Annotated in this window: 10 protein-coding genes; 3 read left to right on the top strand and 7 right to left on the bottom strand. The window is 65.2% G+C overall.

What is annotated here, in order from left to right:
• The 7 genes from hflK to DZK26_RS12985 all read right to left on the bottom strand — a co-directional run bounded on the left by hflK (window position 1) and on the right by DZK26_RS12985 (window position 7,761).
• Window positions 1-1,170 (bottom strand): FtsH protease activity modulator HflK, encoded by a 1,170-nt coding sequence (hflK, locus tag DZK26_RS13015; protein WP_147306721.1) that lies wholly within the window; start codon window positions 1,168-1,170, stop codon window positions 1-3.
• Between the two features lie 105 nt (window positions 1,171-1,275).
• Entirely contained in the window at window positions 1,276-2,607 is a 1,332-nt protein-coding gene (hflX, locus tag DZK26_RS13010) for a ribosome rescue GTPase HflX (protein WP_258870902.1), read from the bottom strand.
• The gene (gene hfq, locus DZK26_RS13005) at window positions 2,576-2,818 is read right to left on the bottom strand and encodes an RNA chaperone Hfq (protein WP_116899259.1); all 243 of its coding nucleotides are present in this window, start codon (window positions 2,816-2,818) and stop codon (window positions 2,576-2,578) included. Before hfq ends, hflX begins: the two co-directional genes overlap by 32 nt.
• Window positions 2,819-2,918: 100 nt before the next feature.
• Entirely contained in the window at window positions 2,919-3,845 is a 927-nt protein-coding gene (gene miaA, locus DZK26_RS13000) for a tRNA (adenosine(37)-N6)-dimethylallyltransferase MiaA (protein WP_116899260.1), read from the bottom strand.
• Window positions 3,846-3,885: 40 nt separating this feature from the next.
• Window positions 3,886-5,646 carry a DNA mismatch repair endonuclease MutL gene (gene mutL / locus DZK26_RS12995; protein ID WP_116899261.1) on the bottom strand — a complete coding sequence of 587 codons (1,761 nt, stop codon included), beginning with the start codon at window positions 5,644-5,646 and terminating at the stop codon, window positions 3,886-3,888.
• Between the two features lie 220 nt (window positions 5,647-5,866).
• Complete coding sequence (locus tag DZK26_RS12990) at window positions 5,867-7,177, bottom strand: N-acetylmuramoyl-L-alanine amidase (protein ID WP_116899262.1); 1,311 nt, start codon at window positions 7,175-7,177, stop codon at window positions 5,867-5,869.
• Between the two features lie 134 nt (window positions 7,178-7,311).
• Complete coding sequence (locus DZK26_RS12985) at window positions 7,312-7,761, bottom strand: Rrf2 family transcriptional regulator (protein ID WP_116899263.1); 450 nt, start codon at window positions 7,759-7,761, stop codon at window positions 7,312-7,314.
• Between the two features lie 99 nt (window positions 7,762-7,860).
• Here DZK26_RS12985 and DZK26_RS12980 point away from each other — a divergent pair, with 99 nt between their 5' ends.
• The 3 genes from DZK26_RS12980 to DZK26_RS12970 all read left to right on the top strand — a co-directional run bounded on the left by DZK26_RS12980 (window position 7,861) and on the right by DZK26_RS12970 (window position 12,771).
• Window positions 7,861-9,501: an acyl-CoA dehydrogenase family protein gene (locus tag DZK26_RS12980; protein ID WP_116899264.1), complete on the top strand. Its 1,641-nt coding sequence runs from the start codon at window positions 7,861-7,863 to the stop codon at window positions 9,499-9,501.
• Window positions 9,502-9,582: 81 nt separating this feature from the next.
• Window positions 9,583-10,047: a peptidylprolyl isomerase gene (locus tag DZK26_RS12975; protein ID WP_116899265.1), complete on the top strand. Its 465-nt coding sequence runs from the start codon at window positions 9,583-9,585 to the stop codon at window positions 10,045-10,047.
• A gap of 96 nt (window positions 10,048-10,143) precedes the next feature.
• Window positions 10,144-12,771 carry an HAD-IC family P-type ATPase gene (locus DZK26_RS12970; protein ID WP_116899266.1) on the top strand — a complete coding sequence of 876 codons (2,628 nt, stop codon included), beginning with the start codon at window positions 10,144-10,146 and terminating at the stop codon, window positions 12,769-12,771.
• The last annotated feature ends 5 nt before the right edge of the window (window positions 12,772-12,776 follow it).

Genomic DNA, 12,776 nt, shown 5'->3' with positions numbered 1-12,776 from the left:
TCAGCGGTCCTCCCTGCCGGTGCGGCCACGTGAATCGTCGCGGCCGGAGGTCGGCCCCGAGCTCTGCCCCCGTTGCTGTTCCTCCGGCGTCATCATCGGCGGCGCCGAAAGCGCCGGGTTGCCGTCGCGGATTCGATCGAGCGGCAGGTAGAGCATGTTGTTGCTCGAATCGACATCCAGCAGCACCTTGGCCGAGCGTCCGAAGACGGTTTCCAGCGTCTCGAGGTAGAGGCGCTCTCGGGTCACTTCCGGCGCTTGCTCATACTCGGCCAGCAGGGCTTGGAAGCGATCCGCCTCACCCGTCGCCTGGGCAATCTTGGAATCGCGATAGCCTTCCGCCTCTTCCAGAATGCGGGCGGCGCGACCTCGCGCCTCCGGCACTTCCTGATTGGCGTAGGCCTGCGCCTCGTTGGCAAAGCGAATCTGGTCCTCGCGTGCCCGTACGACGTCATCGAAGGCCTGGCGGACCTGCGAAGGAGGCCGCACCTGTTGCAGGTTGAACGAGGTGATCTCGATGCCGACCTCATAGCGGGCGATGATTTCCTCCAGCAAAGCCTGGGTATCCAGCGCGATCTGGCCGCGACCGATCTCGAGGATGAAATCCATGTTGTTGGTGCCCACGATCTCTCGAATGGCGCTGTCGGCCGCATGCGACAGCGACACTTCGGGCTGCGAGACATTGAACAGGAAATCTTCCGGCACCAGCACGCGGTACTGGACGGCGTAGGCCAGATCGATGATGTTTTCGTCACCGGTCAGCATGCGGCTGGAATTTTCCAGCGAGCGCACCCGGCTGACATTGACTGTCTGCAATTCTTCGACGGGCTGCGGAAAGGTGAATTTCAGGCCCGGGTTGAGCGTGCGGTTGTATTCACCGAAGCGCAAGACGACGCCGCGCTCGGATTCGTCGATGATGTGGATCGAGCTCCAGGCGATCCAGACGACCAGCAGCAGCACGATCAGGCCGATGATGGGCGCGAACGAACCGCCGCCCGAGCCGCCCTTGCCGCCACCGCCGTCGTCGCCACCGCCGCCCATGATCTTCTTCAGGCGTCGCTGTACGTTGGCAAACACTTCGTCCAGGTCGGGCGGTTGCTGACCGTTGCCCCCTTTCCAGGGATCGCGATCACCGCCGCCGCCACTGCCGCGTCCGGGTTCATTCCAGGGCATTGATCTCTCCGTGATGTCGTCCTGCCGTCGGGCGGCCGGTGCGCCGAATGCCACCGTATTCCAGTCGCCGAATAAGACCCGGCGATGCCCGAAGCTCGGAACGGTTTAGTTTAACAGGAGTTGCTCGGCCAGTTGTCCATCCGCGCCCTTCAATCGAGCCAGTTTCCGGGCGTCGCGCTGATCGAGATCAACATCGAGGCGACTCGAGCCGTCGTCTTCGACCTGTTCGTCGAGCACAACGCCGAGATCGAACAGGCGTGAGCGCAGCCGCTGCCCCTCGACCGGAACATGAATCCGACGCCGGATGCGACCTTCGGTCAATCGCTCCGTCAGCGCGGTCGCCAGGTCCTCGAGTCCGTCTCCGGACTCGGCCGAGAGCCATACCGAGGTAATCCGGCCGGCCGAATCTCGTTCCAGGCCGGCCTGCCGCTCGGTCAGGTCCACCTTGTTGAAGACCTTGAGCATGGGCAGATCTCCGGCACCGATGTCTTCGAGCACCTCCTCGACGACCGACTGCTGCTGCAACCGGTCCGGATCGGCCGCATCGATGACGTGTACGACCAGACTGGCCGACAGCGTTTCCTCCAGCGTCGAGCGAAAGGCGGCGACCAGCTCGTGCGGCAATTCCCGGATGAAACCGACGGTGTCCGACATCAGCACCGACGAGCCGGCCAGGCCTTCAATACGGCGTACCGTCGGATCGAGCGTGGCGAAAAGCTGGTTACGCGTCATCACCTCGCTGGAAGTCAGGCGATTGAACAGCGTCGACTTGCCGGCGTTGGTGTAGCCGACCAGGGCCACCAGCGGCACCTCGCTGCGGTTGCGCGCCCGCCGGCCCTGCTCGCGCCGCTGCTGGACCTTCTCCAGCCGGGCGGTGAGCTGCCGGATGCGGGTGCCCAGCAGGCGCCGGTCGGTCTCGAGCTGGGTCTCGCCGGGGCCGCGCATGCCGATCCCGCCGCGCTGGCGCTCGAGGTGGGTCCAGCCGCGCACCAGGCGCGTGGACAGATGACGAAGCTGGGCCAATTCGACCTGCAGTTTGCCTTCGTGGGAGCGTGCGCGCTGCGCAAAGATGTCGAGAATCAGGGTCGTCCGATCAAGCACGCCGCGCTCCAGACTGCGGGCGAGGTTTCGCTCCTGCACGGGACTCAGTCGGGCATTGACCAGCACCAGTTGGGCCCCGCAGGCTTCGGCGCGTTCACGCACCTCGTCGACCTTGCCGCTGCCGACCAGGTACTTGGGATCCGGCGCATCTCGCGGGGCAAGCACTTCATCGACCACCTCGAGACCGGCCGACCGGGCCAGCAGGCGAAATTCGATACGCGATTCTTTGCTCTGCTCCGGGCCGAGCAGCGGATGCAGCAGCAGTGTTCTAGAAGCGCCGGCGGCAACCGATGGCGCGAAATCTTCAATCAGGGTTGTCTTCCTCCGCCATCTCACCCATGTGCACGTTGCGCGCCGGCACGATGGTGGAAATGGCATGCTTGTAGATCATCTGGCTGACCGAATTCTTCAGCAGCACCACGAAGTTGTCGAACGACTCGATCTGACCCTGCAGCTTTATGCCGTTGACCAGAAAGATCGATACCGGTACACGTTCGCGGCGCAATGCATTGAGAAACGGATCCTGCAACGACTGACCCTTTGACATCTTGACGCTCCTTGGAAGTTCTTATTCGATCTGGTTGTTGTTATCGTGTGGTAACGGGGGTCGACGCCAGGTCGGGAACCGGCCTCGGGCCGGGGCACAGTCAAGCGGACGATGGCCAATCCTGCCCTTGTGCGAAAAAGCTTCCTACCTGCCTTAAAATCAAGTCAATTGTACGTTTTTGCAGCGAATCGTGCCAGAGCGTGCCCTGCATTCGCCGCAACGCGGTGAGCTGACGCTTGGCCAACTGCCGCGTGGCCGCCACCGCCTGGCGACGACATTCATGTATGTCACCGGCGCCTTCGAGATGCGCCCAGACCTGACGATAGCCGACGCTCTTCATCGAGGCGTGATCGGCACTCAGACCGGGCCGGGCCTTCAGGCGCTCGACTTCGGCAACGAAATCACGCTCGAGCATCTCGTCGAAGCGCGTTTCAATCCGTCGATGGAGAATATGGCGGTCACGAGGCGTCAGGACAAGGCGCAGGGCATTCAGGCGCGGATAGCGGTTGTGACCATGGTGAGCGCTGGGACCGGCGCCGGTCAGGCGCAGGATCTCGATCGCGCGCTGAATACGCTGGGTATCGCCGGGTTTGATGGCCGCCGCCGCGGCCGGGTCGTGGCGTGCCAGTTCGCTGTGCAGTGCGTTCCAGCCCCGCTCCCGCGCCTCAGCCGCCAGGGCCCGGCGCAGCTCGGGGTCGGCCGGCGGCATGGGATCGAGACCGTAGAGCAGGGCGCGATAGTAAAGCATGGTGCCGCCGACCAGCACCGGCCAGCGACCGGCTGCATGGATACGCCGGATCTCGGTTTCAGCGTCGATGGCGAAGTCGGCCGCCGAGTAGGTGTCTTCCGGGTTCCGGATATCGATCAGGGCGTGCGGATGGCGCGCCAGCGTTGCCGCATCGGGCTTGGCCGAACCGATGTCGAGCCCGCGATAGACCTGGGCGGAATCGACGCTGACCAACTCGACGGGAAAATGATCATGTAGCGCGAAGGCGGCCGCCGTCTTGCCGGCCGCCGTGGGCCCCATCAGGAACACCGCCTGCGGGAGTTCGCGCCGAAGCGGAGGCCTACTGGCCACGCAGAAAGAGCCGATCAAGCGCCTTCATGTCGAGCTGGACCCAGGTCGGCCGGCCGTGGTTGCACTGATCCGAGCGTTCGGTGCGCTCCATGTCGCGCAGCAGGGCGTTCATTTCGTCGATATTCAGGCGGCGGTTGGCGCGCACCGAACCGTGGCATGCAATGGTCGAGAGCAGTTCGTCGAGTACCGTCTCGACACGTTGGCTCTCACCCAGTTCGACCAGGTCGGCCAGCACGTCGCGTACCAGGCCCTGGCCGTCGGCACGCGCCAGCAGCGCCGGAACCGAGCGGATCACGACCGCCTCGGGGCCGGCCAGGCCGAGTTCGAAGCCGAGCCGCCGGAGATCGTCAACATGCGACTCGAGCGTCTGCGCCTCGCGCTCGGACACGGCGATCTTCTCCGGTACCAGCAATTGCTGCGAACGGACCCGTTCTTCGCGCCAGGCCTGCTTGAGCTGCTCGTAGACAATGCGCTCGTGCGCGGCATGCATGTCGACGACGACCAGGCCGTCGGCATTCTCCGCCAGCACGAACACGCCGTGAATCTGAGCCACAGCGAAGCCCAGGGGCGGAATGTCGGCGTCGGCGTCGTTCATCGGGCGCGGGGCGCTTGCCAGCTCGGCGTAGCGCGAGACGGTCTCGGCGACACCCAGGCCCAGCCCGGCCTGGCCCGCGCCCTGCTGCTGCCCGAACGCCGATGGTGCGGCGGCATGGGCGCGCGAGGCAGCCGCCGTCTGCGCGGCCTCGCCACCCGGACGGGTATCCGACAGGGCATGGTGGATGGTCTTGAACAGGAAATCGTGTACCAGCCTGCCGTCACGGAAACGCACTTCGTGTTTCTGCGGGTGGACGTTGACATCGACGCGCTGCGGGTCGAGTTCGAGCATCAGCGCGAAAGCCGGATGACGGCCATGGAAGAGCACATCGCGATAAGCCTGGCGCACCGCGTGCGCCACCAGGCGGTCGCGTACCAGGCGGCCGTTGACGAAGAAAAACTGCAGGTCGGCCTGACTGCGCGAAAAGCCGGGACGCGCGATCCAGCCGGTCAGCCGCAGACCCGCATGGGCCTCGTCGAGCAAAATGGCCTGCTCCATGAAGGCTTCGCCACAGACGGCGGCCACGCGGCGGTTGCGCGAGGCATCGTCGGCGGCCGGTGCCAGGCTGCGCACCATGCGCCCGTCGTGGCCCAGGTCCAGGCCCACGTCCATGCGTGCCAGTGCCAGGCGTTTGAGCAGGTCGTCGATGTGACCGAATTCGGTTCGCTCGGTGCGCATGAATTTCCGGCGCGCAGGTGTGTTGTAGAAGAGATCGCGCACGTCGACGACCGTGCCTTCGGGCATGCCGGCCGGCTTGACCTCGCCGATCGTCCCGCCTTCGGCTTCGACCTCATAGCCGCTGTCATCGCCGGCCCTGCGCGAGGCCAGGCGCAGCCTCGAGACCGAGGCGATCGAAGGCAGGGCCTCGCCCCGGAAGCCCAGGGTGGCCACGCCCTCGAGATCATCGAGCGACTCGATCTTGCTGGTGGCGTGGGCGCTCAGCGCCAGTGCCAGTTCATCGGGCCCGATGCCGCTGCCATCATCGGTTACGCGGATGCGCCGCGCCCCGCCCCGTTCGACCTCGACGCGAATCCGCCGACCGCCGGCATCGAGGCTGTTTTCGACCAGTTCCTTGACGATCGAAGCGGGCCGCTCGATGACTTCACCGGCGGCAATCTGGTTGACGAGATGAGCGGGCAGCTTGCGAATCGGCATGCGCACAGTTTACCGATTGCGGCTGCCTCGATGGCGGGGCTTCGTTCGGAAAAACCAAAAAAGCGTAACCACGGAAATCACGGAACTTCACGGAAAATGCCGACTTGAATCGTCAAGACAGGCCGGCGCGCATGGCAGGAAGCAGGTGCCCCAGCCGCCAGGCTGATTTAACTCCGTGTTTTCCGTGCTTTCCGTGGTTCCAGGTTTTCTCGGGACTGGCTCAGGACCCGGCCGGGATGACCAGCACGGCGCCCGGATGGATGACGTCGCCGTCGATGTTGTTGGCCTGGCGAATGCGCGACACGCTGGTGCGGTATTTCTGCGCGATCACGCCCAGGGATTCGCCGCGCTCGACGACATGCCGGCTGCCATCACGGTTGGCGGCAATCCAGGTCCCCTGCGGCGCGGTTTCGAAGAAGTGCTTGCGCACGCCATTGACGATGGCTTCGGACACCCGGCGGCGATGCGAACCGCTATTGAGATTGGCCTCATCGTGGGGATTGCTGATGAAGCCGACTTCCACCAGCACGCTCGGGACATCGGGCGAGCGCAAGACGACGAAATTGGCGCGCTCGACCCGGTCGCGATGCTGCTTGCCGACCCGGGCGAGTTGCCCGAGGATGGCTTCGGCCGCCTCGGCGCTGTATTCCATGGCCACGTTCTGCGACAAATCCAGCAGAACCGAACTGAGCACATCGTCGCCGCGGTCGAGCTTGACACCACCGACGAGATCCGAACGGTTTTCGCTCCTGGCCAGCAGGCGGGCCGCTTCGCTGGAAGCGCCGCTACGCGAAAGCACGTAAACCGAACTGCCGCGCACGCGGCGATCCCGGAAGGCGTCGGCGTGGATCGACAGGAACAGGTCGGCCCGGGCCTCGCGTGCCCGGGCGTAACGCTCTTCGAGCGGAATGTAGTAGTCGCCGGTGCGAATCAGCACACCGCGCATGCCCGGCTCGTCATCGATCCGCTGCTTGAGTTCGCGCGCCAGGGCCAGCGCGACATTCTTCTCGTGGGTGCCCGACGGACCGATCGCGCCTGGGTCCTCACCGCCGTGCCCGGCATCAACAGCCACGATCATGTCCCGCTCGCCGTCCATGGCCGACTGCACGGCTTCGCGAACACGCTCGCCGGGCGACTGGGCGTCTTCGGGATAGAGATCGACGACCAGTCGATGCCCGTACTCGCCGGCCGGGGCGAGCAGGAAGCTCTGCGGGCGCGCCTGCTCTTCCAGGTCGAGCACCACGCGCAGATCGTTGCCCTCACGTACACCGTGGCGAACGCGCCGGATGACGCCGCTGTGCTCTTCGTCGAGATCCAGCGACCGCTCGAGATCGACGCCGTCGATATCGATGACCACGCGTGAGGGATCGTCAAGGGTGAACAGGCGATAGTCCACGCGCTGGCCCAGATCGAGGACCGCGCGCGTGCTTTCCGGGCCGGCCCAGACGCGCAGATTGCGCACTTCGCCGGCTGCAGCGGAGACAGTCACCGCCACCAGCAGAAACGCGATCAGACCTAACAGCTTGCGCATGTGGAATCGACCCTCGGCCGCAAGTTCCCCCCAATCATGCACCGATGGATATAATTTTTCAAGCCAAATCGGAGGCTTGCAATTACTTTCCAGAACTGACCTCGGAAAGGCTCGCCAACTCCGCGGTGCTTCTGTCAGGCCGACTCGACCCGGATATCAAGCAGGCGCGAGAGTTCCCGGCGCCGCGGCGGCGCCAGGATATCGCCCAGGGTGTAGCCATCAAGAACGTCGAGAAAGGCCTTGCGCGCATCGACCAGCATGCCGGTCAGCTCACAGGCCGGCGTGATCACGCACTCGTTGCCCGGGCGCATGCATTCGACCAGACCCAGATCCGGTTCCATGGCCCGTACGATCCGCCCCACATTCAGGCTATTGGCGTCGGCCGACAGGGTCAGACCCCCGCCCACGCCACGGACCGAGTCGATGAATCCCTCGGCGGCGAGTTGCTGCACGACTTTCATCAGGTGATTGCGGGAAATACGGTAGGCGTCGGAAATCTCGCGAATCGTACAGCGGCGATCGTCGTGCAGGCCCAGGTAGATGAGCACGCGCAGGGAGAAGTCAGTGTATTGGGTCAGTCGCATCACGAGATTCTAACCCGCCGCCTGCCAGCTTTTGTATAGTGAACCGACACGATCATCATTTTCGGGGGCCCCATGCCACGCGACTCTACTGACGCTCGAATGTCCCAGCTGGACACCCACGAGGTCTTCAACCAGCCCCAGGCCCTGACCGACTACGATCCCTACGAGGCTCATCCCGCCCTGCAGGAATCTCTGGTACGCGAAGGAGGTGGTGCTTTCGAACGCGAAGTCCGCGACTTCGGCCGCCTCGCCGCTTCGGAGATCGGCCCGCTGGGCTTCGATGCCAACGAGTACACGCCCAGACTCAGAACGCACGACCGATTCGGCCATCGCATCGACCGGGTGGATTATCACCCCGCCTATCACCGCATCATGGAGATTGGGCTGGGCCACGGCCTGGCCAGCCTGACCTGGTCGGACAAGCCCGGCGGACGCATCGCGCGCTCGGCAATGATGTTCCTGCACAACCAGTTCGAAGCCGGCACGATGTGCCCGATCACCATGACCCACGCGGTCGTCCCTGCCCTGCGCGCGCAGCCCGAAATCGCGGCCGAATGGGAGCCGCGCGTGCTGGCCTCGACCTATGATTCGCGCTTTCGCCCGCCGGAGCAGAAACGGGGCGTGACCCTGGGCATGGCGATGACGGAAAAACAGGGCGGTTCGGACGTGCGCGCCAACACCACGCGCGCCACGCCGCTCGGTTCGGGTGGCCCCGGCGCTGAATACGACCTGGTCGGCCACAAGTGGTTCTGCTCGGCGCCGATGTGCGACGCCTTCCTGACCCTGGCGCAGACCGACGAGGGCCTGAGCTGCTTCCTGGTGCCGCGCTTCAGGCCCGACGGTTCGGTCAACCCGTTCCACATCATGCGGCTCAAGGACAAGCTCGGCAATCGCTCCAATGCATCCTCGGAAATCGAGTATCCCGGCACCTGGGCGCGAATGGTGGGCGAACCCGGCCGCGGCGTGGCCACCATCATTCGCATGGTGGCCGAGACGCGCCTGGACTGCGTGATCGGCTCGGCCTCCTTGATCCACAAGGCCGTCGTCGAAGCCAGCCACTACTGCCGCGGCCGCGAGGCCTTCGGCGCCACCCTGATCGACCAGCCGCTGATGAGCAACGTGCTCGCCGACCTGTCGATCGAGTCGGAAGCTTCCATGACCCTGGCGATGTTCCTGGCCGGCCAGTTCGAGCGCGCCAGCGGCGGCGACGAGCAAGCCGAATTGCTGGCCCGCATCGCCACGCCGGTGGCCAAGTACTGGGTCTGCAAGCGCGCCGTGGGCGCGATTAACGAGGCCCAGGAATGCCTGGGCGGCGCCGGCTACGTCGAGGAAAGCATCCTTCCCCGGCTCTACCGCGAGGCACCGGTCAATGCCATCTGGGAGGGCTCGGGCAACGTCCAGTGCCTGGACGTGCTGCGCGCGGCCACGCGCGATCCGCGCTCGATCGAGGCCCTGGTCGACCGGCTCGAAGCCCAGCACGGGGCACACGAGGGCCTGGCGAGTCGCCTGGACGAGGTCAAGCAAATCCTGCATCGTCCCGACGAAGCCGTGCCCCGGGCCCGCAAGCTGACCGAAGATCTCGTGCTGTGCCTGCAGGCCACGGTCCTCATCGAGGCAGACAGCCCGCTGGCCGAAGCCTTCTGCGAGGCCCGACTGACGCCGCGCGGTGCCGGGCTCTACGGCGACCTCCCGCAAGCTACTGATTCGACGGCAATCGTGGAGCGAACTTTTCCTGCCTGATCGCTCGTAATCGGGGCGGTTGAAAGCGCCGGAGGCATGCTCCATGTTAGTTTGTTCACCAATCTACAAAGCAGGATCATCATGGAAATTGCCAACAACACCGTCGTCAGCATCGACTACACCCTGACCGGAGACGACGGCCAGGTCATCGACACCTCGGAAGGACGCGAGCCACTCGAATACCTTCACGGCCACCAGAACATCATTCCGGGGCTCGAGAAGGCCATCGAGGGCAAGGCCGAAGGCGATGAACTGGAAGTGGCGGTCGAGCCCGAGGAAGGCTACGGCCCGTATCGCGACGAGTTGGTTCAGGACGTACCCAAGGAAGCCTTCGACGGTGTCGACAAGGTCGAACCGGGCATGACATTCCGCGCCGAGTCCAATGCCGGCCCGATGACGGTCACCGTCAAGGAAGTGGGCGACGAAACGGTCAAGGTCGACGGCAATCACATGCTCGCCGGCCAGACGCTCAACTTCCAGGTCGCCATCAAGGGCGTGCGCGAAGCCACCGAGGAAGAAGTCTCGCAGGGCACGGTCGCGGCCTGACCCGCGCCTGCGGCGAGCACGACCCTTTGAGAGCCCTTCCCCGTGGAAGGGCTCTTTTTGGTTATGATCGATGCACGATCTCCGCGATGCCCGCCGATGGAACGAGAAACCACATCCTGGCACACCCTGGATGCCCAAGACGCCCTGGGCCGCCTTGACAGCGCCCCGCAAGGGCTCGAATCGGCCGAAGCCGAAGAGCGTCAGCACCGATATGGCCCCAACAGCCTCCCCACCAAGGCGGCCCGCCCGCTCTGGCTGCGCTTTCTGGCGCAGTTTCACAATGTCCTGATCTATGTCCTGATCGTCGCGGCCACCCTCGCCGCAGCACTCGGTCACTGGATCGACGCCGGCGTCATCGCTGCGGTGGTACTGGTCAACGCCATCATCGGCCTGGTCCAGGAAGGCAAGGCCGAAAAGGCCATGGACGCCATCGGCCAGATGCTCGCCCTCAGGGCCAAGGTGCGTCGCGATGGCAAGTGGCGCACCATTCCAGCCGAGGACCTGGTTCCGGGCGATATCGTCGAACTCCAGGCCGGCGACCGTATTCCGGCCGACTTGCGCCTGATCGAAGCCCATGGACTGCGCGTCGATCAGGCCGCGCTGACCGGCGAATCCGTGCCGGTGAGCCGGACCCGCGAAGCGGTCGACGAGGAAGCCGCGCTGGCCGATCGGCGCGGCATGGCCTATTCGGGCACCATCGTGACCGGCGGCAAGGCCATCGGCGTCGTGACCACCATCGGCAGCGAAACCGAGCTGGGAAAGATCAGCGTCATGCTCGAAGGGGTCGAGAAGCTGACCACCCCGCTTCTGCGCCAGATCAATCACTTCGGACACATCCTGACGATCACCCTGATCGCCTTTACCGCCGTGGTCGTCGGCCTCGCGCTGGTGGTCCACGACATATCGGTCGAGGAAGGATTCCTCGCCGGGGTGGCACTGATCGTGGCCGCCATTCCCGAGGGTCTGCCGGCGATCATCAGCATCACGCTGGCCGTCGGTGTCCAGCGCATGGCCGGCCGCAATGCCATCGTGCGCCTGCTGCCGGCGGTGGAAACCCTGGGTTCGGTCACCACCATCTGCTCGGACAAGACGGGGACCCTGACACGCAACATCCTCAAGGCCGCCCGCGTGGTCATCGCCGGAGACGACCGTGATGCCGAAGAACCGGCCGGGGACAACCCGATCGTACGGGCCGTCGCGGAAGCCGCCGTGCTTTGCAATGACGCCGAACCCGACAGCGAGGAAGGCGATCCGATCGAGAAGGCGCTGCTGGCGCTGGCCGAACCGGCCGGAATAGACATTGAACAATTACGTGAGTCCAATCCGCGACGGGCGGTTCTGCCGTTTTCGTCCGAACACAAGTTCATGGCCACCGCCCACGAACGGCGTCTGATCGCCAAGGGCGCGCCGGAAACCATTCTCGCGCGCTGCAATGGACAGCTCGGCGAGGACGGTCGCGAGGCACTCGATCAGGCCTGGTGGGACAGCGAACTCGAAAGGCTCGCGGCCGACGGGTTGCGCGTACTGGCGCTGGCCGAGGAACGCGATGCCCCGGACCCGGGCGATTCCTTCGAGCCCGACGACATCGATGCGAAACTCTGCCTGCTCGGCCTGGTCGCGTTCGAGGATCCGCCGCGCGACCAGGTGCCGGCTGCCATCGTCGCCTGCCACCGCGCCGGCATCACGGTCAAGATGATCACCGGCGATCATGCCGCCACGGCCAGTGCCATCGCACGCAAGCTCGGCATCGAGGGCAACGCAAGCACGCTGACCGGTCCCGAGCTGGAACGGCTCGACGACGCGACGCTGATCGACCGGGTGGGCGCCACCAACGTTTATGCGCGCACTTCCCCGGAACACAAGCTCAGGCTGGTCAAGGCCCTGCAGGCCCATGACGAGGTCGTCGCCATGACCGGCGACGGGGCCAACGACGCGCCGGCCCTCAAGCGCGCCGATATCGGCGTGGCCATGGGCATCAAGGGGACCGAAGCCTCGCGCCAGGCCGCGGAGATGGTGCTGGGCGACGACAACTTCGCCAGCATCGCCTCGGGTATCGAGGAAGGCCGGGGCGTCTACGACAATATCCGCAAGGCGATTCTGTTCATACTGCCGACCAACGCCGCCGAAGGGCTGGTGATCGCGCTGGCGGTGATGGCCGGCTTCGTGTTGCCGATCACCCCGGTGCAGATTCTCTGGGTCAACATGGCCACGGCCGTCACGCTGGCACTGGCACTGGCCTTCGAACCGACCGAGGGCGAAGTCATGGAGCGTCCGCCCCGTCCGCCCGAAGAGGGACTGATCACTCGGTTCGTCGCCCTGCGCATTCTCTGGGTCGGAGTGGTGCTCACCGGCCTGACATTCGCCCTGTTCCACTGGAGCATGACCGGAAACGGCGACGAGGCCCTGGCACGTACGCTTGCAGTCAACCTGCTGGTCGCGGGCGAAATTGTCTATCTGTTCAACTGCCGCCGCTGGCTCGCGCCGAGCCTGACATTCGAGGCCCTGCTCGCCAATCGCTGGGCCTGGTTGCTGGTCGGCATCTTGCTCGTCATGCAGGCCGGCTTCACCTATCTGCCTGCCGCCCAGCTGGTGTTCGGCACCACCGGCCTGGGGGCCCGGCACTGGCTGCTGATCGCCGTGCTGGTGCTGCCTCTTTTGCTGCTGGTGGAAGCGGAAAAGTGGCTTTGGCGCCGGCGCAAGGAACCGCGCGCGTCGACCGGCTGAATGCC

This window comes from Wenzhouxiangella sp. 15190 (assembly GCF_003417465.1).
In the GTDB taxonomy this organism is placed as follows: Bacteria; Pseudomonadota; Gammaproteobacteria; order Xanthomonadales; family Wenzhouxiangellaceae; genus Wenzhouxiangella.
This window is presented reverse-complemented; position numbering and strand designations above follow the sequence as displayed.